Genomic DNA, 24,366 nt, shown 5'->3' on the forward strand with positions numbered 1-24,366 from the left:
CGGCGCGGGGTGTAGTTTTGGGGCGTAACCCGAAGCTTTTTGGTTAAAAGAACGTCATGCTGAACGCAGTGAAGCATCGCTGCCGCTTCAGCCGCACCGCTCAACGAAGCGGTAGAGATGCTTCGGCAAGCTCAGCATGACGTTCTTTCAAATCCTCGCCCTCTTATGTCCCACCCCACCCTCCTTGGCCTGCTGCGCGAAGGCCGCACCCCGCCCGACCGCCGTGTGGCCCTCACCCCCAAAAAATGCGTCGAGCTGCAAGACGCCTACCCCGGCCTGCGAGTGCGGGTGCAGCCCAGCCCCCACCGCGCCTTTTCTGACCAGGAATACCTGGACCTCGGCCTGGAGGTGAGCGACGACATGGCCAGCTGCGACCTGCTGCTCGGCGTGAAGGAAGTGCCCGTGGCCGAGCTACTGCCGAGCAAAAAGTACCTGTTTTTCTCACATACCATTAAGAAGCAGCCGGCCAACCGCGAGCTGCTGCGCACTGTGCTGCGCGAGGGTATCACCCTGATTGACTACGAGTTGCTGACCAACGCGGCCGGCGAGCGCGTGGTGGCTTTCGGGCATTGGGCTGGTATAGTGGGCGCCTACAACGGCCTGCTTACCTACGGCCGTAAGCACGGGCTGTATAAGCTCAAGCCAGCTTGGCAGTGCGTAGATATGGAAGATATGGAGGAGGAGTTTTTTAAAGTTAAGCGCCTACCCGCCATTAAGATAGCCGTGACGGGCTCGGGCCGGGTGGCGCAGGGTGCCCTGGAGGTGCTGGGCCACATGGGCATCCGGCAAGTGAGCGTGTACGATTACCTCTACCTCAGTTTCAACGAGCCCGTGTATGCGCAGCTGCGCAGCTCCGACTACAACCGCCGCCGCGACGGCCGGGTGTGGGACACGGCCAACTTTCACCACGAGCCGGCCGCCTACGAGTCCACGTTCGGTAAGTTCCTGCCCGTTACCGACCTGCTCATCGCCTGCGCCTACTGGGACCCCGCCGCGCCGCGCCTCTTTACGGAGGATGATACGCAACAGGCTGGTTTTAAAATAGATACGGTAGCTGATGTTACCTGCGACGTGAACGGCTCCATTCCGCTTACCCAGCGCAGCACCACCATCGACGCGCCGGCCTTCGACTACGTGCCCGCCACCGGTGAGCTCACCGAGGCGTACTCGCGAGCCGATACCATCACGGTGATGGCCGTGGACAACCTGCCCTGCGAGCTGCCCCGCAACGCCAGCCGCGACTTTGGCCGGCAGCTGCTCGACCAGGTTTTTCCGGCCTTGCTAGGCGGCGACCCGGCCGGCGTGCTGGCGCGGGCCACCATTGCCCAGGGCGGCGCGCTATTACCCCGCTACGCGTATCTGGCTGATTACGTGGCCTGAACGTCAGGCAGGCCGCTGGGAAGCATCTCGCTCGCCTCGTGTGAAGTCATTACAACGAGGCGAGCGAGATGCTTCCCAGCGGTTTGCCTGACGTTCTAAATGAAGCCGTAATCAATTACTGCTTAGTAGTAGCCGGGTTGCTATCGGCGGTGCTGGCGGCTGGCACCAGCGGGGTGCCGCCGGCCAGTGTCGATACCTGCCCGGCGGGGCTGATTTTGCGCAGCGACCCGCTGCCCGTGTCGGCCACGTACACGGCTCCGGTCCGGTCGGTGGCCACGCCCGCCGGAAACTTGAAGCCCTCAGCCAGCAGCGAAACCTGCCCGGCCGGGCTCACGCGGCGGATACTGTGGCCGTAGGTATCGGCTACTAGCAGCGTGCCGCCGGCCGCCAGGGCCAGGCCGTGCGGGTGGTTGAAGTTGGTAGCCAACACGGTTACCTGCCCGGTAGCCGTCACCTGTTTTATCGTATTGTTTTCGGTATCAGCAATATAGATGATGCCGCTAGGCGCCACGGCTAGGCCAGCGGGCTTGTTGAAGCCCGTGGCCAGCGTGGTGAGCACCCCGCGCGGGCTTATTTTTTGCACGGTGCCAGTATTGGGGGCGGCCCCGGCATCGGCCACGTACACGTTGCCCACCGAGTCGAGGCTGAGGGCTGTGGGGTACACCAGGCTACGGCCGTGGGCGAGGGTGCTCACTTTCCCCTCGGGGCTGATGCGCACGATGCGGTGGGTGCCGGCATCGGCCACGAACACAAGACCTTCGGGGCTCACGGCAATGCCCGTGGGATAGGTTAGGTCGGTGTCAGTCAGTAGTTTTACTTCGCCCGTGGGGCTGATTTTTTGCACGGCGTGGTTGTCGGTATCCACCACGTACACGTTACCGGCTTGGTCTACGGCCACCCCGTCGGGATAGCCAAAGGGCACGGTGGGCGGGTCTAGGGGCCGGCTAGCCGTGAGCCCCGCCGCCAGCAGGGTGAGTAGGAGTAGTGTTTTCACCAAGAGGAAGAGCGGGGATAAGGGTTTCAAAGATAGGTGGCGTTCCTGATAATCTGCTAATCTTTACCTCTTTAGTGATAATAAGTCCGCTACGTTTTCCGTTCGCACCTTTGCCCGTATGAATTTTGCGACCCGCGCCACCACGCCCGAGCTGATGGACGACCTCACCCTGGCCACCGACGAGCTGCGGCAAAACCTCGACGAGTTGGAAACCATAAATACCTGGCTGGGTGGCTACCAGCCGGTGCTGGGCGCGCTGGCCCGCTTGCGGCCCCGCTTTCCGCCGGGCCGCCCCTTGCGCCTGGCCGACCTGGGCAGCGGCGGCGGCGACACCCTGCGCCACATTGCCAGCTGGGCCCGCCGCCAGCGCCAGCCCGTAGCGCTCACGGGCATCGACGCCAATGAATTCATGCTCAGCTACGCCACCGCCAAAAGCGTGGCCTACCCCGAAATCAGCTACCGGCAGGTCGATATTTTCTCGCCTGAGTTTGCCGCCCAGCCCTACGACGTGCTCACGGCCAGCCTCTTCTGCCACCACTTCACCAATATCGAGCTGGTGGACCTGCTGCGCCGCTGGCACCAGCAGGCCGCCGTGGCCGTGGTCATCAACGACCTGCACCGCCACCCGCTGGCTTACTATAGCATTAAGCTGCTAACCAAGGTGTTGGGTGGTTCACGGCTGGTGCGCAACGACGCGCCGCTGTCGGTGGCCCGGGCCTTTTCGCGGGCCGACTGGCAGCGCCTGCTAGCCCAGGCGGGCATTGCCCGGTATGAGCTGCGCTGGTGCTGGGCATTTCGCTGGCAGGTGGTCTTTTATAAGTAGTAGTCCTCAAATAGATTGCCGGATTGCCATTCGTGATTTCCTTTGCTATATGGCCTTCTTCTTCCCTTATACACTGGCATTTGCCCTCACCGGCGCTACGCTCACGACGCGGGCGCAAGCGACTGCCGCAGTAGTCCCGGCTGCGCCCTCGGCCGCGGCGGTGCTTGCGGCGGCCGCTCCGCAGTTAACCACTCTCACGCCCCGGCAAGTGGATAATGTGGCTGCGCTGAGCCAGGTGTGGGGCTTGCTGAAATACTTCCACCCGGCCGTGGCCAGCGGGCAGCTCGATTGGGATGCCGTGCTGCTGCGCCAGTTGCCCGCCGCGCTGGCCTGCCGCTCGGTGGCCGAGCGCAGCCGCCTGCTCAGCGCCTGGGTTACCAGCCTGGGGCCCTTGCCGGCCTGCGCGACCTGCGCCGCGCCGCCCACGCTGCCCGTGCGCTTTGCCCCCGACCTGCGCTGGGCCCAGGATGCCAGGCGTTTTGATGCGCCGCTGCGCCAGCAGCTGGCCTTTATTGCCGCCAACCCCTACCAGGGTAAGCCCTACTACGTGACGCGGCTGGGGTCTACCACGCAGTTTTTGCACGAGGAGGCCTATGCCGACCAGGCCTGCCCCACCCAGGGCCTGCGCTTGCTGGCCGTGGCGCGCTACTGGAACATGCTCCAGTATTACTACCCCTACAAATACGCCTTAGGAGAAGACTGGACCCGGGTGCTGCCCGCCCTGCTGCCCCGCTTTGCCGAGGCTACCACGCCGCTGGCGTATCGGCACGCGGCGCTGGCGCTGTTTGCCCACGTGCACGATGGCCACGCCCGCTTTTACCCGCCCGACCCGCTGCTCGAAGCCGAGCGCGGCCCCTACCAAGTGGCGGCCGACTTGCAGTTTATCGATGACCAGGCCGTGGTGCGTCGCGTGCGCCACGACGGCCTGGTGCCCGCCTCGCCCCTGGAGCCGGGCGACGTGATTACCCACTTCGGGGGCACGCCGGTGGCTGCGCTGGTCAAGCAGCGCCTGCCTGAAACCGGCGCTTCCAACCGGGCAGCCCAGCTCAATACCATTGCCCTCAACTTACTCTACTGTGCTGCGCCCCAGGTGGATATGCAGGTGGTGCGGGCCGGCCGGCCGCTGCGCCTCACGGTGCCCAGCGTGAAAGTGGGGGCCGTGCCGCCCGCGCCGGAAGCGGTGGCCGATAGCATGTACCGGTTTATAACCCCCGAGGTCGGCTACATCGACATGGCCCGCATTACGCGGGCCAAGGTGCCCGCCATCATGCGGGCGTTTGCCCACACCAAGGGCATTGTGGTAGACCAGCGCAACTACCCCGGCGAGTTTGTGGCCACGCAGCTGCCGGCCTACTTTCAGGCGCAGCCGTCCCTGTTTGCCAAATTTACCCAGTATGACCCCACCTCGCCGGGCCGCTTCCTGTGGCAGCCCGCCGACACGCTAAGTGCCGTGGGCCCGGCCGCTTATCCGGGCCGGGTGGTGGTACTGGTAAACGAGGTGAGCCGCAGCCTGGCCGAGTTCACGGCCATGGCCTTCCGGGCCACGCCGCACTGCACGTTGCTGGGCAGCCAAACGGCGGGCGCCGATGGCAACGCCAGCACCGTTATCCTGCCCGGCGGCCTCAAAACCCTGATGACGGGCATCGGCGCTTACTACCCCGACGGCCGCGAGACGCAGCGCGTCGGCCTCGTGCCCGATGTAGTAATGCGCCCCACCTCGGCTGGCCTGCGCGCCGGCCGCGACGAGTTGCGCGACCGAGCCGTGGAGCTTATTCTTAAGCCCGCAGCGGTGGTTAATTAGGGGTGGTTATGAGGCTCGTCATTGCGAGTGCCGCGCTCCACTACGTTGCCCTCGCAATGGCAAGCGGTCTTCGTAAGTCCTAAATTAAACAAGAAGGCCCCGGCTTCCAGGTGGAAGTCGAGGCCTTGTTTATGCGAGAGGCGCTAGGCGCTTAGCGGTGGCCGTATCCGTAGCCATAAGAAGGGCCGCGGTCGTGGCGGTGCTGGGCTTCCCAGCGGGCGCGCTCACGGGCCTGCTGGCGGTCACGCTCGCGCTGGGCTTGCTCATAGCGGGCGCGTTCGCGGGGCGAGAGGCGGCGCTGGTCGCGGTCATGGTCGAAGGGGGTGGCAGCCGAGGCAGCAGTAGAAGCGAACAGGGCGAGGGCGGCAACGAACGAAAAGAGGGAGGCTTTCATGGGAAAAGGAGAAAGAAAAGTGGAAAGGAAAAGAGCGACGCGTCTGTCCCTTCCAAGGCAAGCGCTGTGCCAAGGCCATATGCCAACTATTTGCCACTTATACGTAACTTATTGATTATTAACAATTTGTGAATAAATGCATTGAAAACTCATCGACCAACCCGGCAACTGTGCCGCTCAACTCTACCCTATAGGCGTGCCCGTCTTCGCCCAGAGTTAGGTCTTTGCGGCTGGTTTAAAGGGGTAGCTTGCGTGCTCAAGCACAATAAAATGACTGGCCCAGTTCTTAAGTCGTTGGTAGTCGGCGGGCTAGGTTGGTTCTTGCTTGACTTTCCTTACTGCTTATATGCTAAAAAGCTTGTTGCATAGGCTGCTAGTTGTCAGCCTATTATCGATGCCATGCCTGGGGCGGGCGCAATCGGCTGCCAGCCCTGCCGAGCCCGTGGCAGTGCGCTTTCCAGAAGCGTACGAGTTATCTAATATTATTCTGGCCCTGACGCCCTACGGCCAGAGCGACCAGTTTGAGGTGTATAAGAACTCGCGCTACTACCGCGAAATGCGGGGGTATTTCGCGCCCTACACGCAGCACCCGCTGTTGCAACAGGCCAACTACTCGCGCAAGGAGTGGGATAAGTACCTGGCCTTCCGCACTGATGCCTACGCCTACGGCTTCGATGGACAGGGGCAGCTGGTGCGCCAATTTGCGTTCAATGCCCAGGGCGACGTGCGGCCATTTGATGAGCTGCTGCCGCAGGTCAGTGACTTTGCGCGGGTATCAGGTTTTCGGGACTTCTACCGGCGCCATCGGCCTTACTACGACTCGCTGGCCGTGGCCTACCGGCAGTCGCAGCACCTGCCCGACGCGCTGGCGTTTCTGACGGCCGAGCTGGGCCCGGGGCCAACGGCTGGCCAGTACGCGGTGGTGCTGTCGCCGCTGGTATACCGCATGAACTGCCACCGCGAGGTGCAGCACGTACCCACCGATTTTTCGATGGTGCCGGAGTACCTGCTATCTGGCGACTTGCAAAAGCAGCCCTCGCCGGCCGATGTGCTATCGGGCATCCACGCGCTGTTTACCGAAACCGACCACGGCTTCGTCAACCCCGCCACCAGCGCCCACGGCGCGCAGGTGCGGGCGGCGTTCGAGGTGAAAAAATGGGATGCGGGCAGCGGCTACGAAAAAGGTGACTTTGATACCTTCAACGAATACATGACCTGGGCCGTGTACGACCTGTTTGCCTACCGCTACTTCCCGCAGCAGGCGCCGCTGGTGTGCCAAAATTGGGCTTTGCAGAACGAGAGCCGCGGCTTCGTGGCCAGCCGACTATTCAGCGAGAAGCTGCGCCAGCTGTACGCCAAGCGCAAGCAGGGCCAGACCGTGCGCGACCTCTACCTAGCCTTGCTGGCCTGGTGCCGGCGGGTGCAGCCTACCCTGGTGCAGCCAGCTATTGCGGGCTGCCCACTGCAAAACGCCACGCTCACCACCGGCACCCGGGCGCACTACGACATCACCTTCACCGAGCCCCTACGCGAGCTGGCCAGCTTCGATGTGATGCTGAAAACCGATGCGCCAGGTAGTAAATCTCAGCGCATTGTCCTCACGCGGCCAGCCAATAACCTGACCTGGGGCGAGCAGGGCAAAAAGGTGTCTTTTGACCTAGAGCTGACTAATAACTGCCGCAACACGCTGAGCCTCAATCAAGCTTGGTTTACCGAAACGGTGCTGTGCACGCCACAGGGCGTTGACTTGCCGGTGTACACCTCGGTTATTAAAACTGACGTGCATGTGAAATAAGTATCTGCCTATCAGACGAATAACTCCCAGCTCATTGCTTGAAATACGCGCCCACATGGGCCATGTCGGGCTGGCCGTGTCATCGGCCCGCACCAACTGCTTTGGGCTGGCTGCAACTCCTATTCTGCGTGGCCAAGGCCGAAAGTCGCTTCGTGCGCCTAAACTTCAGCTACAATTTTGGTAATAAAAACCGGAAAGCCAGCCTGCACCGCGCTACCGGCCCCAAAGCCAAAAAGGCCCGCCTGTGCAACCAAGGCGTAACCGGCCCGCTGGGCCGGCGGGCCGTTGTGGGGGTAGCTACCGTAGTTTTGCCCTACTGCCAGCGCGAATAAACTTTTAGTTTGTGCTTGCTATACGTTGCTTCTACCCCCGCGCCCTGCCGCGGGGCAACCACTGCTCTTATGTTCGCCAAGCCCCTCCGCACTACGTTCAACTTCAACCTGGAAGCGCTGCGCGGGCTGGCGGCGGCCACGGTGGTGTGGCACCACGTTATCTACCATCAGCACCAGCTCGACCCGGCCTACGCGCCCACCGGGGCGGGGGCTTATAACCCGCCCGGCTCGCTGGCGGTGCTCATTTTTTTCCTGCTCTCGGGCTACGTTATCGGGCGGCGCTACCCCGAGCCGCTGCGCCTCAGCGGCGTGCTGCCCTACCTGCACCGGCGCTTTGTGCGGGTGTATCCCATGTACGTGCTGGCCATTGCGGCGGGGGTGGTGGTGTCGGGGTTCACTATTTCGTGGCTGGCGGTGGGCTACCACCTGCTGTTTTGGCAAAGCTGGGGCCAGCCGGTGATGTTTGAGAACAACCCGCTGTGGTCGCTGCAATACGAAGTGCTTTATTACCTGGCCTTTATCCCGCTTTCGCTGCTGACCGTGCGGCCCTGGGCGGTGGCCGTGCTGGCCGGCGGGCTGGGGTTTCTGGCCCTGCTGCTGCCGCCCGACGGCTTCAATGAGTTGCTGGGGCAGTACGTTATTGGCTTTGCATTTTGGGCCACGGGCTGGGCCCTGGCCGGGCTGCGCACCGAGGCCGCTACTTCCTGGCCCCGCGTGGTGAGTGCCCTGCTGCTGCTGCTGTGCCTGGAGCACCTCAACCCCCTGACCGACTGGCTGTGGCAACTCAGCGGCTGGCTGGGCGAGCACGACCTGGTATTCAGCCCCGGCTGGGAGGTGCGGCGGGCGTTTAACAGCAACTGGGGCACGCACTACGCCTTTTTGCCCTACGCCGCCACCATTGTGCTGGGCGTGGCCGGCGTGGGCGGGCGGTTTGTGCGCTGGCTGGCGCTGGGGCTGCAGCTGCTGCCGCTCTGGTCAATCTACGGCCTGCGCCAAAGCTGGTCCCCTGAGTTGCTGATTCCCTGCGCATTGTACGCCGCTAGCCTGGGGCTGTATTTTGTGCGGGCCCCGTGGGTGGCGGCCGCCAGCCAGCGCGTAGTGCGGGGGCTGATTCCGCTGGGGGCCATCAGCTACGGCATCTACATCATTCACTTTCCCATTCTGTTCCTATTTGGGAAGGTGACGTGGTTCTCGGGCTCCGCGCTCACCTTCCTGGTGCGGGCTCCGCTATACCTGGTGCTCACTTATTTAGCGGCTACCTGGCTGGATAAGGTATTCCAGCCCTGGGTGAAAAAGCGCCTCGGGCCGGCCGAGGCCGTGCGCACGGCGGCCCCTGCGGCGGCACCTTCTCCTGCGTAGCAGTCTCTCGCCTAAAGGGAGTTTCCAGCTTGCCAGTGTGAGCCAGCCGCTCGGTCGACGCGTGCGCCGCCGCCGGAGCGGTGCTGCGTTACCTGGTATTGCGCTACCTCGGGCAACCCAACAAAAGCATAAAGCCGGCCTCCCACCTACCGCATCCTATCCAGTGTAAGGCGTAAAAACCTACTTCTGTTAGTGCGTCTGTACTGCTTCCTGCCTGGCTTTGGTCAGGAGTAGGGTAACACACTGGCTGTGCACCAGTTAGGTAAGCCGAAGCGCTCAGACTGGGTGGTAGCCAGCAACCTCGATGCGAAAATATCGCTAGCTTTACGCAGATGTTTGGCTTGGTTTCTAAAAAATAAGCTACGTTTTCAAATGAGGATTTCTAGTTCTACTGTTGCGCTTATGCGCAAAGGATTTCCTGTCGCGTTGTTACTGTCGGGCCTTGTAGGAGCTTGCCACAAAAAAAATGACGACCCCGTTGCCCCTACCAAGGCTCAACTGCTAACGGGGGTAAAGTGGCGGGAGATAGGCCATTCCAAGAACCCGTTGCGCGTAGGAAATAAGGCGGGCGGTAATTTATACGACCTGTACCCAGCCTGCCAGTATGATAATTATGTGGTATTCAGCACCGCTAATTTAATGACAGTGGATGAGGGTGCTACCAAGTGCGCCGCGGCTGGCGCGCAGTCCTGGACGGCCCCCTGGTACTTCCAGACTGGCGAGTCGCAGTTAATTATCTCCCTACCCAGCGCCTCATTGGCGCCCCAAGCCCAGGCCTATACCTTCGATATAGTAGAATTGTCGGCCAGTACGCTAGCCCTCAGGCGCACGGAGCAAGACCTGCAAGGTCAAACTGTGGAAGAACTCACATTTACAGCTTTCTAGGGCAGCATTAGCACAACTATCTGCTAGCTAGATACTTCCAGCAGCATCGCCTCCATCGTCAGCCCCGGGCCGAAGGCGCAGCTGAGCACCGGCGCGCCCGCGTCGGCTGGGGTGGTAGCGGCCAGCAGCTCGCGCAGCACAAAGAGCACCGTGGCCGACGACATGTTGCCGTAGTCGCGTAGCACCTGGTAGGCGTAGCGGTTGTCGTCTTTGCTCAGGCCCAGCGCCTGCTCAATGGCTTCCAGGATTTTGCGGCCGCCGGGGTGCAGCGCAAAGTGCCGAATATCCGCGCGGCGCACCGGTAGGTCGTGCAGCAACTCATTCAGCAGCTGCCCGATGCCCCCCTGAATAAGCGCCGGTACGTAGCCCGAGAGCGTCATCTCGAAGCCAAAGTCGCCGATGTGCCAGGCCATGTCCTTGGTGCCCTCGGGCGCGAGGCCGCAGTGGAAGGCCCGCAGCGCCAGGCTGCGGCCGGGCAGCGGCTGCCCCAGCACCAGGCAAGCCGCCGCGCCATCGCTGAAGAGGGCGTTGCTCACTAGGTGGTCGGGCTCGTGGCTTTTTTGGAAGTGCAGGGTGCACAGCTCCACGCTCACCACCAGCACCCGGGCGGCGGGGTCGGCCCGCACGATGCCATCGGCCAGGCGCAGGGCGTTTACGGCCGCGTAGCACCCCATGAAGTTGACGCAGGTGCGGCGGATAGAAGTAGTTAACCCCAAGGTAGTTACCAGCTCAATGTCCAGCCCCGGCGCGTACATGCCCGTGCAGCTCACTGTGATGAGGTGCGTGAGGCTGGCCGGCACCACGTCGGGCGCTTGGCGCAGCGAGTCGCGCACGGCGGCCAGGGCCAACGGCAGGGCCTCGCGGCGGTAGGCGGCCATGCGCTGGCTCACGCTCGGAAACGGCTCCAGGCCCGGCGTGTTCGGAAAGAACTCATAGTCACCATTTTCCCGGCCGTAGTCGGCCAGCACCGAGTGCCGGTGCGCAATGCCCGATACCCGGTAGAGCGCCCCCAGCTTGCGCGTGCCGGCCGCGTCCAGCTCCAGCGCCCCCGCCATAAAACCGGCAATGGTGGGCTGGGCCAGGCGGTGGGCCGGAGTAGCGGTGCCAATGGCACCCAGGTAGCTGGGCATTTTACAGGGAGGAATAATGAAGCAGGAAGAATGAATGGGGCCGTTGGGTACGCGGGCTGCTAGTTACGTAGTGGCGGCTGGTTTGGCGGCGGGAAGTGAGTTTTTGGCCGCTTTTCCGGGTCTTTCATCGGCAGCTGTGGAATGCTGCCCAAGCAAATACTTGACCGATACGGAGTTGGAGTCATAAAAAGCAACCTTATAATCACCTTAAAATGCCGTGCCGTGGGTTTGGCGCATTAGGGCGCGCACGGCGGCGGGCCAGTGGCGCAGGCCGCCCACCACCAGCTCGCTCAGCACCGGCCCGCCAAATAGGCCCTGCACCGCCCGCCCCACCCGCAGCCGGGTGCCAAACTGCTGCCGCCAGGCCCGCGCATAAGCGGCCTCCAGGGCCGGGCGCGGCAGCTCGCCGCGCAAGAAGCCGCTGGCCAGCGGCGCGGCCAGCGCGGCCCCGTGCAGGGCCATGGCCATGCCGTTGCCGCACAGCGGCGTAATGAGGCCGGCCGCGTCGCCCACCATCAGCAGGTGTTGCTCCACGGGCTGCTTGGGGGCAAAGGAAATCTCGTTGATAACCTCGGGCTGGGCGTATAGGCGCTCGGCGTGGCCCAGGATGTCGGCCAGGCGCGGGTTGCGGGCCAGCACCTCGCTCTCTAGGGCGGCAATGGTGCCGCCGCTCGCCTTGAGGTTGGCGCGGGTGGTGAGGTAGCAAAAGCACAGCTTATCACCCTCAATGGCCGAAATACCCGCGTAGCCATCCCTAAAGTTGTGCAGCTCAATCACATCGCGCGCAAAGCCGGGTAGGCGCAGGTGGTGCTTCACGCCCAGGTAGGGCGAGCGCTGGTTGAAAAACGGCCGGCCCAGCTGCCGGTCCAGGGCAGCGCGCTTGCCGTAGGTGCCCAGCACCAGGCGCGCCGCCAGCTGGCGGCCGTCGGCCAGGGTTACCTGGTGCTGGTCGGCAGCGGCATCGAATGCCACGTCGGCCACAGTGGCAAAAATAAATTCAACCCCTTGGGCGATAGCTTTTCGATATAAATAGTCGTCGAGCTGGTAGCGGCTCACGCCGAAGCCGCCCAGGTCGAGGGCGCTAGCCAGCACGCGTCCGCCCGGCGACGATAGCCTAAACCGACTGATGGCCGCCGGGGCCAGCGCGGCCGGGTCGGCCCCCAGCCGGCGCAAGTAGGGCAGCACTTCGTTGCTCACGTACTCGCCGCATACGCGGTGAAACGGGTAGCGGCGGCGCTCCACCACCACCACGCGGTGGCCGCGCCCGGCCAGGTCTAGGGCCGCTGCCAGGCCCGCCAGGCCGCCGCCCAGCACCAGCACCGCGGGGCTGTCAGTAAGAGAGTTATCGGGAAAAGTCACAGGTTGACTGGCAAAAAAACTGCCTTCGAATAATTACACGTATATTAACCAGGCGGTAGCCGTACTTTTGTGAAACCAAAATGCGGGCTCGTCGTTTACTTTCATCCCACCCGGCTATTGTGTTCTGGTTGACTATATTATGAAAAAACCCCTACTTTTTGTCTTACTGTGTGTTACGAGCCTGGGGCAGGCCATCCAGGCCCAGCCCGCGCCACCCGTTGGCACGCACCAAACCATTGCCCGCCCCACCCTCGACGATAAAACGCTGGTGGTGTACCCCAACCCCAGCACTGGAATTGTGCACTTTACCATCAGCGGCCTCGAAGGCCGGAAGGTAGATGTGAGCATTATCAACGTCATTGGTACGGTGATGTACCGCGAAACCCTCACGGAGCTCAACGAGCGCTACACCAAAACGCTGGACCTCAGCCGGTTTGCCAATGGCCTGTACTACGTGAAGCTAGAAGCCGACAACGCCAGCCAACTGTGTAAGCTCGTTATCCGCTAGGTTGCTAAACTATTATTATCGAGACTGTTACCAACAGAAAAAGCAGCCTAGCAGGCTGCTTTTTCTGTTTTCAGGCACCAGCGCAAGCTAGTTGGCACCCACAGTGGCGGGGCTCACCATGTTGCGAACGCGGCGGGCGGTGTCGAGGGCGAGCAGGGCAGTCGCCAAGGCGAGGGCCAAAAACAGGTAGAACATAACCGAAAAAAATCAAGTGAAATAAAAAAGCGTGCGGGCTGGCCAGCAGCCAATCCGCACGCTTTTAACCGCTCCTTTTGCGGCAAGGTTACAGCAAGATTCGGGCATTTTGCCCGCCGCCCGCTACGGCAGCTGCAAATGCCCGCTCTGGATGAGCCGGTACAGCGTGGAGCGGCCCACGCGCAGGCGGTTGGCGGCGGCCACCACGTCGCCGTTCGCCGCCGAGAGGCTGTCCTGCATAATGGCGATGGTTTGCTCGCGCAGCGACGGAAACGTGAGTGTGGCGCGGCCACTGCCCGCCACCACCGAATCGGCCGGGCGCGCAGCCGGGGCCGTGCGAAGCGGAATGTCGCAGGCCTCAATGTGCTCGCCGTCGGCCAGCACAGCGGCCAGCTCCACCACGGCCTTCAGCTCGCGCACGTTGCCGGGGTAGGCGTAGGCCAGTAGGCGCTGCCGCGCCTCGGCGCTAAAGGCCCGCGTGGGCAGCTTATTAAGCTGGCTGAAGGTGCGGGTAAAGTCCTGGGCCAGCAATAGAATGTCGCAGCCCCGGTTGCGCAGCGGGGGCAGCTCGATGGGCAAGCCTAGCAGGCGATAATACAGGTCTTCGCGGAAGCGGCCGGCCTCTACTTCGGCGGCCAGGTTGCGGTGCGTGGCCACCACCAGGCGCACATCGAAGGGCACGGGCTGGGTGCCGCCCACCCGCGTCACGGCGCGCTCTTGCAGCACGCGCAGCAGCTTGGCTTGCAGCACCAGTTCGAGGTCGGCAATTTCATCCAGAAACAGCGTGCCGCCGTTGGCTTCCTCAAAGCGGCCCACGCGCCGGGCCGAAGCGCCGGTGAAAGCCCCCTTCTCGTGGCCAAACAGCTCGCTCTCCAGCAGCTCACGCGGAATGGCCGCCATGTTGATGGCTACAAATGGCTGCCCGGCCCGGCCCGACTGCGCATGAATGGCCTGCGCCACCAGCTCCTTGCCGGTGCCCGTTTCGCCACTCACCGACACCGTGATGGTGGTGCGGGCGGCCTTGGCAATCAGCTCACGCACCTGCTGCATGCTGGCGTGCTGGCCCAGCAGCATGCCGGCCGGCGCCTCCTGCGCGTGCGGGGTGGGCGCGGCCCCGGCAGTGGGCCGCCGGGCGGCGGCCAGCGCCTCCCAAATGCGCTCGGGGCTGCCCAGGTCCTTTAGTAAGTAGTGCTGGATGCCCTGGCTCTGTAATTCTTCCTCTACGTCGGCGTCGGGCTCGCTGGCCAGCACAAAGCAGTGGGCCGCCGGCAGGCGCTCGCGCAGCTTGCGCACCAGGCGGCGCGGCAAGCCTTCGGGGCCGTCGCCATCCAGGATGAGGGCGTTGGGCATGGCCGTGGCCGCCGAGCGGTAGGCCAGCGCCAGCGCCACCGTCGTAAACCGCCGCACCAAGTGGTCGGGGTCCAGGCTGAGCCGGTGGCACAGTCGCGTGACGTAATGACTATCGGGCCCAATAAGCCAGATGTGGTAATAGCCGGATGTTTTCATGAATAAAGAAGGCTAGAGCTGGCAATAGCGATTGCCAGCGAAAGAAAGAGCAAAAAATTACTGGTAAAATTATAAAATAGCAAATTCTGTCTGTCTGATGAATTTTGTGTAAAATTCCGGGATAGATGTGATACTTATGCTAATTACGGTGAAAAAAGGAGGTCGGATTCTTGTTTTTATGAGAAATCAATTCTTTTCTGGGATGAACGAGAATAATATGATTTAATAAATGTTATTGACAATCAGTAGATTATGAAATTGGCCGATTAATTGGAAGAATAGGGTCATGTCCAACCCTTACTCTTCGGCGTCATGCTTCTTCTTGAAATAATTAAAAATGCCCGGGCAGCGGGAACGGAGCTGCGGCGGGTAGCTTTCCTGGTGTTTACGTTGGTATTGCTGCTGTTGGTGGCCCGGGCGCAAGCCCAGACTTCGACCCCAATGGCTTACTACTCGAACGCGGCGACCCTGATATCGCCGGTTAGAGCTTCCTCGGGTACCGGCGTAGCCGTTAACGTGGCGGGCCTCGCCGACCTCTCGCTGGCGGCCCAGGTATACCTGCCCGTAACGGTAGGAGCCGTTACCAAGCTGCGCCTGCAATTGAGCGGTACTGCCCCAGCGGGCTACCGCGCCGGCATGGTGCTGGCCAACGGAGGAGCGCTGGCTGGCCTTAATGCACTGGGCGCTATCACCCTGCGTACTTACAATAGTAAATCCACCACTCCCGAGGTAGCGCTCGATACCAAAGTGGTTGATGCCAGTGTGGCCCAGGCCCAGCTGCTAGCTACCAATGGCCAGCCAGACCAGCTAGAGCTCATCAGCACGCAGGCTTTCGACCAGGTAGAAATCGAATTTGCTGCCGCTGCAAGCACGGGCACGGTAATAAATGTTAATTACGCATATGGTATTGGCGTAAACCAGGCCCGGACGGTAGCCGGCTACGTTTCGCGGTTGGGAACGGGCACGCAGGCCGTAACCGGTTGTGCCGCAAGCGCTATCCAAAACGCTGACCGGACGGTTGATACGGACCTGAACAACTACGCTACTATGGGCTCAATTGCCACGCTCAATTGCCCGGCCCAATTAAAAGTGAAGCTCGATGGCACGGCCCCCGGCACGTACAAAGCAGGCTTCGTAGTAGGCGATGCTGACAATTTGCTCGATGTGAGTGTCCTCAACAGTGGCCTGGTACTGAGAACGTATGATGCAAATGGCAATGTGCTGGAGTCATCGTCGTCGTCGTCGCTGATAGGTCTCAATGTGCTGCCCGACGGCCGCTCTTTGGTAAGCTTCCAGGCTACGCAGCCGTTCTCCTACGTATCGGTAGAGCGCACTGGTAAGCTCACCGTCCTCGACGGGATGCAGTTGTACTATGGTCTGGGCGTGGCCTCCACCGTAGTAACGCCCATTGTACTGTCGAACTTTAGCACTGGTGCCAATGCGGAGGTATCAACGACCGGTAGCGGCCTGGGTGGTGTATGCCTCTTGTGCAGCGTAACCAACAAGGACAATGCAGAAGGTGCCAATAACAATGCCCCTGCCAGAATCAACACAGTAGTAGGGTTGCTGAACTCCGTTACGCTCAAAGTGGACCTCAACGGCCCAGGCGCCGGCGTAACCGGCTCACCGGGCAAAGCGGGCAACCGCGCTGGCATGGTAATAGGCAACAGCAGCCTGCTCGACGTAGACCTGCTGAAGAATGCTACCCTAACTACCTACGATGCCGCCGGCAACGTACTGGAAACGGCATCGGGCGCTTCCCTGCTCGGCCTCAACTTGTTGCCTGATGGCCGCCGCACGCTGAGCTTCAACACGACGCGGGATTTCTCGAAGGTGAGCATCACCATCGGCTCGGCGGTTGGGTTGCTTTCCGGCACCGATGTGTACTACGGTTTCGCCGACGACTCCAACGGCCAGATTAACATCATCAACCCGGCTGGCCCGCTGCCCGTGTCGCTCATCAGCTTTGCCGTGCGCCGCGTGGCTAGCTCCGGGGCTGCCCTGGTTAGCTGGGCTACGGCCAGCGAAGTAAACAGCGCCAGCTTCGTAGTGGAGCGCTCAGTGAACCCGATTGATGGCTTTGTGGCCGTGGGCCAAGTGGCCGCCGCGGGCCGCAGCACCACCCTGCGCAGCTACTCGCTGCCCGACAACGGCGCGGCCCTGCAAACGGCAACCCTGTACTACCGCCTGCGCCAACTCGATGCCGATGGCACCGCCCACCTGTCGCCCGTGGCCGTGCTGGCCGCCAGCCTCGTCAAAGCCAGCTTCAGCATCTACCCCAACCCCGCCACGGCGGGCACTCAGCAAGTAACCATCAGCGCCACGGCCGACCTGAGCGCCGGCTACTCGGTGAGCGTGTACTCGACCATGGGCCAGCTGCTGAGCACCCGCGTGGTGAGCAGTGAAGGCGCTACGGCCCCGCTCACGGTTTCGACCACCGGGCTGCCTACCGGCGTGTACCACGTGGTACTGCGCGACGCCGCCGGCCAGTCGCTCTCCACCCAGCGCCTGCAAGTAGCTAACTAACAAGAGATTGACTGGACATCATTCTAGATATAAAACCCACTTTCGCCGAGTGAGTTTCTGCAAAAAGTAAAGACGACGGCCCCGTTGCTTCAGTAGCAGCGGGGCCGTCGTCTTTACTTTTGGGCGGTGGGGCAGCGGGCGCTAGTCGGCCAGCTCCACCCAGGCGGGGCAGTGGTCCGAGTGCACGGCATCGGGCCAGAGGCCGGCCCCGCGCAGGCGCGGCAGCAGCGCTTGGTCGAGCAGTAGGTGGTCGAGGCGCCAGCCCACGTTGCGGGCCCGCGAGCCGGCCCGGTAGCTCCACCACGAGTAGTGGCCCGTGGCCTCGGGGTGCAACTGCCGAAACGAGTCGGCGTAGCCATCGGCCAGCATATCGCGAAACCACTGGCGTTCCGCGGGCGTGTAGCCGGGGCTGTTTTGGTTGGCCTTGGGGTTGTGCAGGTCGATGGGCGTTTGGCAGCAGTTGAAGTCGCCGCCAATTACGAGCGGCGGCACGGCCGCATCTTGGCGCAGCCCGGCCACGTAGGCCCGAAACCAGTGCAGCCACGCCACTTTAAACGCCTGGCGCACCTCGCCGCTGGTACCCGAGGGCATGTAGGTGTTCAGCACCGACACGCCCGCAAAGTCGAGGCGCAGCACGCGGCCCTCGGCATCGTATAAGTCATTGCCACAGCCCGTTACCACGGCCAGCGGCTCGATGCGGCTGAAGGTGGCCACGCCGCTGTACCCGGGCTTTTGGGCGGGGTGCAGGTAGGCGTGGTAGCCCAGCGCGGCCAGGCCGCTCACATCGAGCGCGGTGGTGCCAGCCTTTATCTCCTGCACGCACAGCACGTCGGGCTGGGTAGCGGCCACCCAATCGAGCAGCCCCTTGCCCAGCGCCGAGCGCAAGCCGTTGAGGTTATACGAAACGATTTTCAAAAGCGAATAACTATAAAGTATTGAATAACAAGCAGTTGTTTACCGCTCGTCATCCAGCGCGTCGAAATACTCCAGCATGTGCCACTTCAGCATGCGTTCCTGCTCCTTGAGGTTGGCGAAGGGCACGGGGTTCACCAGCTTGTAGTGCGGCCAGCCCTCCTCATCCACATGCGCCAGCTCGTAGTGCCCGCTGAGGCTGAACAGCTTACAGGTAGCAATGTGCATGAGGTCCTGCTTCTGCTCTTTGGTAAAAGCGGCCACGCCCTGGCCCAGCTCCTGCACCCCAATGAGCAGCAGCAGCGCATTGAGGTCGGGCCGCCGCTCGAAGCGCTCGGCCATCGAGGTCAGCAGCTCATCCCAGCGGCGATTGAAGTCGGCTTCGCTCTCGTGGGGCGCGGGGGTATCGTTAGTGTTCATGGGGCGGGTTGGGGGCCGATTTGTGGCCGGTGGGGGCATTCAGCGCCGCTTCGGCGCGCAGCACTTCCCAGTACTCCACGGCCCGGCGGAAATGCGGAATCACGATGCTGCCCCCAATGAGGTTGGCAATCGAGAACACCTCGAACACTTCCTCGTCGCTGAGGCCTTCTTCGTGGCACTTGCCGAGGTGGTACTTCACGCAGTCGTCGCAGCGCAGCACCAGCGAGCAGGCCAGACCCAGCATCTCCTTGGTTTTGACGTCGATAGCCCCAGCCGCGTAGGTATTGGTATCGAGGTTGAAGAAGCGCTTGATAACCTTGTTGTCGTATGATAGCACGCGCTCGTTCATGCGCTCGCGGTAATCGTTGAAGTCAGTAGTGAGGGACACGGGAGGAATTAAAAATTAAAAGACCTGAATTAAAAGTTGCCGTTTGCCAGCTGGCGGCGAACTTACGGCTCACAACCGCTTCGCCCCCGAAATGATACTGCGCCCGCTTCTGGCCGACCTGGCGGCCCTGTTTTTCCCGCGCCCCTGCCTGGCCTGCCGCGCGCCCCTGGTAGCTGGCGAGGCACACCTTTGCACCAGCTGCCGCGCCGAGTTGCCCTACACCGACTACCACCTGCTGCCGCCCGCCGATAACCCGTTGGCCCGGCGCTTCTGGGGGAAGCTTCCTGTGCAGCAAGTGCTTAGCTACCTGCGCTTTGTGCGCCACGGCCGGGTGCAGCAGTTACTGCACCAGCTCAAATACCAGGGCCAAAGCCAAGTGGGCACCGCCTTGGGCCAACTCTACGGGGCCGAACTGCTGGCCGCCGGCCTGGGCTTTGACCTAGACCTGGACTTCGACCTAATTGTGCCGGTGCCGCTGCACCGCCGCAAGCTGGCTCGCCGCGGCTACAACCAGGCCGAGGCCTTCGCCACGGGCCTGGCAGCCGCCTTGCCCTGCCCCAGCGCCGCCCACGCCCTGCGCCGCACCGAGCATACTGCTTCTCAAACCCGCAAAGGCCGCGCCGAGCGCTGGCAAAACGTGGCCACCGTATTTGAGGTAGCCGACCCCGTCGCCGTCGCCGGCCGCCACATCCTGCTGGTTGATGACGTGCTCACCACCGGTGCCACCCTAGAGGCGTGCGGCGCGGCCCTGCTGGCCGCTGGCGCCCGCGCCATCAGCATTGCCACCATCGCCAGCGCAGACCAACAATAATCGCAGATTTCGCAGATTGAGCTGATTTCGCAGATTCGATATGCGCTTGCTAAGTCATTGATTGGGTAGAGGATGAGTTGTAAGGTGCGCACTGCTGACAATGTATCAGTCACAAAAAAAGGCCACTCCGAAAAGTGGCCTTTTTTTGTGGCTGTAAGAAAGATGTCTGAATCTGCGAAATCAGCTCAATCAGCAAAATCTGCGATTACTTGTTCGTACCGGCGTTAATCATCGCGCAGCGGAAACCGATGGTAGCCGTAGCCGAATCTTCCGCCATGAAGCGGCGGGTGCCGGGCGAGAGGTAGTAGGCTACATCGCGCCACGAACCGCCTTTGTACACGCGCACGTGGTCGTCAATCAGGCTCTGATAGCCTTTCTTGTCGTACTTGCCCGCGTCGTCACCCACGCCGTTGCGGCGGAAGGGGTTGAGGTCTTCCACATCCTGGTACGAGAGGGGGCGGTACACGTCCTGCACCCACTCGTTCACGTTGCCAGCCATGTTGTAGAGGCCATAGTCGTTGGGAGCGTAGTCGTACACGCCCGAGGTAATCATGGCGCCGTCGTTCAGGCTGCCCGCGATGCCGGCGTAGTCGCCCCGGCCGCGCTTGAAGTTAGCCAGAAATTTGCCTTGGTCTTTGCCGTAGGGGTTACGGGTCGAGCGGCCATCCCAGGGGTAAATGCGCTTCTCTTCCTGGTTCTCGTTGCCCACTTCCTGGGTGCCTACGAGGGCCTGAGCTGCGTATTCCCACTCAGCCTCGGTAGGGAGGCGGTAGTTGGGAAGCGAGTTGCCGTTTTCGATGGATGCGCCACCCTTGCCATCTGCCAGGGCACCGGCGTTGGCTGCCGCAGCACCGCCTTCGGCGGTACCAGTATCACCTTTTTTGTTTTTCTTTTTGAACAGGCCGCCGCCGCTGCTTTTGCCGCTGTTGCCTTTGGCCAGGTTCTCGTTCACCTTAGCCGTGCGCCAGGCGCAGAAGCCATCGGCTTGCAGCCAGTTTACACCCACTACCGGGAAGTAGCGAAAACCGGGGTAGCGCAGGTAATAAGTCACGTACGGGTCGTTGAACGACAGGTCGCGGGCCCACACCGTGGTGTCGGGCAAGGCAGCCTTGTACTTCTCCTCCGACGAGTCTTTGCGCATGTAGTGCAGGTACTCCAGCCAGTGAATGTTGGCCACTTCGGCCTCATCCATGTAGAACGAAGCGATGGTAACCGTGCGCTCGATGTTGTCGTGCGTGTTGGTTACGTCTTCTTCCTGCGAGCCTAGCACCGTGCGGCCGCCCTCGATGTACACGAGGCCCGGGCCAGTGGGGATTTTCTTGAAATCCGACACCTTCATGCCCTCGTCGGTATTGTATTCAATGCCAGTGGTCGACGACGCCTTGCCGGGGTTGGTGGCCGTGGGGGTGCCGCCTTTGTTGCAGCTGGCCAGGGCCAGGCTGCCCACCGCGAGCAGACCTAAATAGTTAGGGAATTTCATAACAAAGGAATTTGCCGATGGCGCTAATAGATTATGACGAGCAATTTGGTTGCAATATTACAAACAATCAGAAGCTGGGACAAGGAGAAATTGGATAATCGCGGCGTTTGAGGCGACGAAAGGCGCTTTCCAGCTTGTCAAACGCACGCAGGGTGAAAGTTATTTCGTGGGCCCCGCCCAAGTCGCTGGCTAATTGGCTCACACCCACGTCGTAGCTGTAGCCGAGGCGCAAGTCGCCCACCGCAATGCCGGCAACCACGGCCACCACGTGTTGGGTTCCTAAATCGGGGCTGGCGAGGTTGCGGTAGAGCACGCCCAGCGTCACGGGGTCGGCCAGCAAATACGCGCCCGCCTCCGAGCGCTGCGAGCCGCCCTGCCGCGTGTAGCCCACGGTGGGCGTGAGGCTGATTTCGCGCTGCTCGCCTTTGCCGTAGCCCGCTGGCTTCTGAATAAACAGCTTGTAGCCCGCATTGGCGCTGAGGCGCAGGGGCAGGCTGGTTTGGGTGGTAAAGCCCAAATCGGGCCGGTTGAGGTGCTGGCCCGAGGCGCTGAGCCAGAACTGCTCGGCATACAACACACCGCCCACGCCCACCGTGAGGTAGTTGACGGGCGGGAAGCCAGCTAGGCTCTCGGCCGAGGTGCCAGTGTAGGTGCCATCGGCCCCGTACTGGTCGCCGAAGGTGTAGTTGTTGTAGCCCACGCGCTGGCGGCCGTAGCCCAGCTGTGCGCCGCCGCTCAGGGCCAGCGTGCGGGTGAGGCGGGTGTGGTAGGCATACTGCGCCGTGGCTCCCAGACGCGTGTAGCCCACCGCCCCGGTGCGGTCCTGGTTTATCACTATTCCAAGAGCATGATGCAATCCTGGCTTAGGAATGCGCCAGTCGGCGGCCAGTTGCACGGTCTGGAAAGTGCCCGCCAGCTGCGGAAACTGGTTGCGGTAGCTGAGCGTGGCGCTGTAGTCGTCCACAATGCCCGCCCAGGCGGGGTTATCGGCCTGGCGGTTGGCAAAGGCCTGCGAGTAGTATACGTCCTGCGCGTGTGCGGCGGTGCCGGCCAGCAGCGCCAGGCCAACAGTCAATGATAAACGTAGGTAGTTGGGCATTAGGCGGTTGTAAATTGATTGTCATTGCGAGCACAGCGAAGCAATCGCATCAGCATACCAGGCAAACGACTCGTTCTGCTCTCAGATTGCCGCGCTCCACTTCGTTGCGCTCGCAATGACGACCAATTTCGACAAACGCTAATTTACTTCTTCGTAATCGTGAATTCCACCCGGCGGTTGAAGCGGCGGGTTTCTTCCTGCTCGTTACTGGCAATGGGCTCGGTGCCGCCAAAGCCCTTGGTGTTGAGGCGCTTGGCATCTATACCCTTGCTAACCAGGTACTTCTTCACAGCCTCTACCCGGTCTTCGCTCAACTTCACGTTGAGCGCGGGGTCGCCCTGATTGTCGGTGTGGCCGCCAATAAGAATTTCCACGGTGGGGTAGTCGCGCAAGATTTTTACCAGGCGCAGCAGCTCGGGGAACGAGCTGGGCTGGAGGTAATACTTGCTCTGCGGGAAGAAGATGTTGTTGAGCTTCACCTTCTGGCCCACTTTGAAGGGTACCATGAACAGGTCCTGGTTTTTCTCCGAGTACTTGTCGGAAGTGGTGGCGTCGAGGTTGGCGTTCTCGGCAATGTAGTCCGGCGACTCGGCGCGGTAGCCGTACTGCACACCCGCGGGCAGCACAATGGTGTAGGAGCCATCGACGGGCGACGACTCGGTGACGCCGATTTCCTCGCCCGTAATCAGGTTTTCGTAGTGAATGATGGCACGGACGGGTTTCTTGGTCACGGCGTCCAGCACCTTGCCCTGCACCAGCGTCACCACCTCGGGCTTGAAGGCCGGGGCCAGCGCAATGCGAAAAATGTCCTTCGAGCCATCGGTGCCATTGCGCGACGACACCAGGTAGGCGTTGTCGCCGGCCGCCGACACGGTGTAGTAGGCGTCAAAATCGGGCGAGTTCACCACTGGGCCCAGGTTGCGCGGGGCGCTCCACTTGGTCCAGGTGCTGTCGAGGCGCTTGGCGTAGAAGATGTCGCTCTTGCCGTAGCCGCCGTGCCCGTCGGAGGCAAAGTACAGCGTCTTGTTGTCAGAGGCCAGGAAGGGCGCGAAGTCGGCCCCTGGCGTGTTAATATTCGGCCCCAGGCTGATGGGCTTGCTCCACTCGGTGGCGCGCTTAGGGTCGGGCTGCACGCCCACCGGAACGGGCTTCGGGAAGCTCACAAAGATATCCTGCCCGCCCTGGCCATCGGGGCGCTCCACGGCCATGAGCAGGGCCTTGCCCGAGGTGGCCAGGTAGCCATCTACGTGCTCGGGGTCTTTATTTATGAAGTTGTCAATCTGCACTTTAACCGGCACGCTCCAGCCGCCCGGCGTGTGCCGGCTTGTGCTAAAGCCCTTGGGCTCCATAAAGCCATCGACGTACACGCCGATGAGCAGCGCCACCTGCCCGTTGGCCGATACCGAGGCCAGGCCGTTGGGGTCTTCGGGGCCGTTGGGCGGGGTGCCCAGGTTTTTGGCCAGGCCCCAACTCTGGTTTTTGCCGCTCACCAGCTTCGCGTACCAGATGTCCTGCGGGTCGCGGCCGCCGCCCCGGTTGCCGGGGTGAAACTGCCGGGCGAAGAACATGGTGCGGCCGTCGGGCGAAATCACGGGGTGCGTGTCCACGTAGCGGCTGTTGATGTTGGGCCCCAGGTTTTTCAGGGTCGAGTCCATCTGCACCGTTTCCACGGCCGTGGACGTCGGATTCTTGAAATCCTGCTTCACAATCTGCACGTCCACGTTGGCTACCCCAATGGCATCCAGCTGGTTAACGCCGTCTACCTTGGCCCCGTTCAGGGTCACGCGCACGCCCACGGTGCGGTATTTCTCGGGCTTAAACTTGACTTGCAGCGTGCGGTAGGGGTCGGGCAGGGGGCCGGGGTTGGGGTTGCTGTACACCTGGTGGCGCTCGCCCTTGATATCAATCAGCTCAATCTTGGTAATCGCGCCAGGGTTAAAGTTTTCAATAACAGTAACTTGCTGCGCAATAATGGTTTTGGCAAAGCGCACCTGGATAAACTCGTTGGAGCCGTCCTTGCCGGGGCTCCAGGCCTCGTTGCTGAGCTGGCCCAACGGCTGGGCGTTGGGCTCGCCCAGCGCTTTTTCAGGCGAGTAAGGCTCCTTGAGCTTGGCTTTTTGGGAAGATACCTCCTCTATCTTGCTGCCCCACAGTACCGATTGCCCGTGGGCCGCGGAAGCAACCAGCAAACCAGCCGCCACGGCCGGCATAAAAAACAGCGCCGAATTCAGGTTCATAGCGTAAACGAAAGCCAGTCGCAGAAAAGCAC

20 protein-coding genes are annotated in these 24,366 nt (G+C 62.0%); 9 read left to right on the forward strand and 11 right to left on the reverse strand.

Features of this window, described 5'->3' with window-relative positions:
- Positions 1-165 precede the first annotated feature (165 nt).
- Positions 166-1,380 (forward strand): NAD(P)-dependent oxidoreductase, encoded by a 1,215-nt coding sequence (locus ACYVGC_RS04350; RefSeq protein ID WP_460582565.1) that lies wholly within the window; start codon positions 166-168, stop codon positions 1,378-1,380.
- 115 nt (positions 1,381-1,495) lie between these two features.
- On the opposite strand, the gene ACYVGC_RS04355 is transcribed toward ACYVGC_RS04350, so the two are convergent.
- A complete protein-coding gene (locus ACYVGC_RS04355) occupies positions 1,496-2,404 on the reverse strand; it encodes an NHL repeat-containing protein (protein WP_460582566.1) in 909 nt (302 codons plus the stop codon).
- 88 nt (positions 2,405-2,492) lie between these two features.
- Here ACYVGC_RS04355 and ACYVGC_RS04360 point away from each other — a divergent pair, with 88 nt between their 5' ends.
- The gene (locus ACYVGC_RS04360; protein ID WP_460582567.1) at positions 2,493-3,197 is read left to right on the forward strand and encodes a class I SAM-dependent methyltransferase; all 705 of its coding nucleotides are present in this window, start codon (positions 2,493-2,495) and stop codon (positions 3,195-3,197) included.
- A gap of 49 nt (positions 3,198-3,246) precedes the next feature.
- Complete coding sequence (locus tag ACYVGC_RS04365) at positions 3,247-4,998, forward strand: S41 family peptidase (protein WP_460582568.1); 1,752 nt, start codon at positions 3,247-3,249, stop codon at positions 4,996-4,998.
- Positions 4,999-5,149: 151 nt separating this feature from the next.
- Here the strand turns inward: ACYVGC_RS04365 and ACYVGC_RS04370 are convergent, their stop codons facing one another.
- Positions 5,150-5,392: a hypothetical protein gene (locus ACYVGC_RS04370; RefSeq protein ID WP_460582569.1), complete on the reverse strand. Its 243-nt coding sequence runs from the start codon at positions 5,390-5,392 to the stop codon at positions 5,150-5,152.
- Positions 5,393-5,786: 394 nt separating this feature from the next.
- On the opposite strand from ACYVGC_RS04370, the gene ACYVGC_RS04375 reads away from it, so the two are divergent.
- The 3 genes from ACYVGC_RS04375 to ACYVGC_RS04385 all read left to right on the forward strand — a co-directional run bounded on the left by ACYVGC_RS04375 (position 5,787) and on the right by ACYVGC_RS04385 (position 8,878).
- A complete protein-coding gene (locus tag ACYVGC_RS04375) occupies positions 5,787-7,187 on the forward strand; it encodes a DUF4932 domain-containing protein (RefSeq protein ID WP_460582570.1) in 1,401 nt (466 codons plus the stop codon).
- 38 nt (positions 7,188-7,225) lie between these two features.
- Positions 7,226-7,519, forward strand: a complete 294-nt coding sequence (locus ACYVGC_RS04380; protein ID WP_460582571.1) for a hypothetical protein — start codon at positions 7,226-7,228, stop codon at positions 7,517-7,519.
- Positions 7,520-7,588: 69 nt separating this feature from the next.
- Positions 7,589-8,878 (forward strand): acyltransferase family protein, encoded by a 1,290-nt coding sequence (locus ACYVGC_RS04385; protein ID WP_460582572.1) that lies wholly within the window; start codon positions 7,589-7,591, stop codon positions 8,876-8,878.
- Between the two features lie 908 nt (positions 8,879-9,786).
- On the opposite strand, the gene ACYVGC_RS04390 is transcribed toward ACYVGC_RS04385, so the two are convergent.
- Both ACYVGC_RS04390 and ACYVGC_RS04395 read right to left on the reverse strand, forming a co-directional pair.
- Entirely contained in the window at positions 9,787-10,893 is a 1,107-nt protein-coding gene (locus ACYVGC_RS04390; RefSeq protein ID WP_460582573.1) for a type III polyketide synthase, read from the reverse strand.
- A 207-nt stretch (positions 10,894-11,100) separates the two neighbouring features.
- Positions 11,101-12,252, reverse strand: a complete 1,152-nt coding sequence (locus ACYVGC_RS04395) for an NAD(P)/FAD-dependent oxidoreductase (RefSeq protein ID WP_460582574.1) — start codon at positions 12,250-12,252, stop codon at positions 11,101-11,103.
- A 139-nt stretch (positions 12,253-12,391) separates the two neighbouring features.
- On the opposite strand from ACYVGC_RS04395, the gene ACYVGC_RS04400 reads away from it, so the two are divergent.
- On the forward strand, positions 12,392-12,760 hold the full coding sequence (locus ACYVGC_RS04400; RefSeq protein WP_460582575.1) for a T9SS type A sorting domain-containing protein: 369 nt from the start codon (positions 12,392-12,394) through the stop codon (positions 12,758-12,760).
- 318 nt (positions 12,761-13,078) lie between these two features.
- Here ACYVGC_RS04400 and ACYVGC_RS04405 read toward each other — a convergent pair whose 3' ends face one another.
- A complete protein-coding gene (locus tag ACYVGC_RS04405) occupies positions 13,079-14,461 on the reverse strand; it encodes a sigma 54-interacting transcriptional regulator (protein WP_460582576.1) in 1,383 nt (460 codons plus the stop codon).
- Positions 14,462-14,773: 312 nt separating this feature from the next.
- Here ACYVGC_RS04405 and ACYVGC_RS04410 point away from each other — a divergent pair, with 312 nt between their 5' ends.
- The gene (locus tag ACYVGC_RS04410; RefSeq protein WP_460582577.1) at positions 14,774-16,987 is read left to right on the forward strand and encodes a T9SS type A sorting domain-containing protein; all 2,214 of its coding nucleotides are present in this window, start codon (positions 14,774-14,776) and stop codon (positions 16,985-16,987) included.
- A 141-nt stretch (positions 16,988-17,128) separates the two neighbouring features.
- Here the strand turns inward: ACYVGC_RS04410 and ACYVGC_RS04415 are convergent, their stop codons facing one another.
- From ACYVGC_RS04415 to ACYVGC_RS04425, 3 genes are read right to left on the reverse strand one after another with little or no spacing between them, the layout of a single operon-like run.
- The gene (locus tag ACYVGC_RS04415; protein ID WP_460582578.1) at positions 17,129-17,902 is read right to left on the reverse strand and encodes an exodeoxyribonuclease III; all 774 of its coding nucleotides are present in this window, start codon (positions 17,900-17,902) and stop codon (positions 17,129-17,131) included.
- A 39-nt stretch (positions 17,903-17,941) separates the two neighbouring features.
- Positions 17,942-18,319 carry a hypothetical protein gene (locus tag ACYVGC_RS04420; protein WP_460582579.1) on the reverse strand — a complete coding sequence of 126 codons (378 nt, stop codon included), beginning with the start codon at positions 18,317-18,319 and terminating at the stop codon, positions 17,942-17,944.
- The gene (locus ACYVGC_RS04425) at positions 18,309-18,668 is read right to left on the reverse strand and encodes a carboxymuconolactone decarboxylase family protein (protein WP_460582991.1); all 360 of its coding nucleotides are present in this window, start codon (positions 18,666-18,668) and stop codon (positions 18,309-18,311) included. The genes ACYVGC_RS04420 and ACYVGC_RS04425 overlap by 11 nt, the downstream gene beginning before the upstream one ends.
- 130 nt (positions 18,669-18,798) lie before the next feature.
- Between ACYVGC_RS04425 and ACYVGC_RS04430 the strand changes: the two genes are divergently transcribed.
- Positions 18,799-19,518, forward strand: a complete 720-nt coding sequence (locus ACYVGC_RS04430; RefSeq protein WP_460582580.1) for a ComF family protein — start codon at positions 18,799-18,801, stop codon at positions 19,516-19,518.
- 205 nt (positions 19,519-19,723) lie between these two features.
- On the opposite strand, the gene ACYVGC_RS04435 is transcribed toward ACYVGC_RS04430, so the two are convergent.
- The 3 genes from ACYVGC_RS04435 to ACYVGC_RS04445 all read right to left on the reverse strand — a co-directional run bounded on the left by ACYVGC_RS04435 (position 19,724) and on the right by ACYVGC_RS04445 (position 24,334).
- A complete protein-coding gene (locus ACYVGC_RS04435) occupies positions 19,724-20,998 on the reverse strand; it encodes an SUMF1/EgtB/PvdO family nonheme iron enzyme (RefSeq protein WP_460582581.1) in 1,275 nt (424 codons plus the stop codon).
- Positions 20,999-21,065: 67 nt separating this feature from the next.
- Positions 21,066-22,097, reverse strand: coding sequence for a PorP/SprF family type IX secretion system membrane protein (locus tag ACYVGC_RS04440; RefSeq protein ID WP_460582582.1), 1,032 nt, complete (start codon positions 22,095-22,097; stop codon positions 21,066-21,068).
- 143 nt (positions 22,098-22,240) lie between these two features.
- Positions 22,241-24,334: an OmpA family protein gene (locus ACYVGC_RS04445; RefSeq protein WP_460582583.1), complete on the reverse strand. Its 2,094-nt coding sequence runs from the start codon at positions 24,332-24,334 to the stop codon at positions 22,241-22,243.
- Positions 24,335-24,366: the final 32 nt, after the last annotated feature.

It is taken from the genome of Hymenobacter arcticus, from assembly GCF_054779975.1.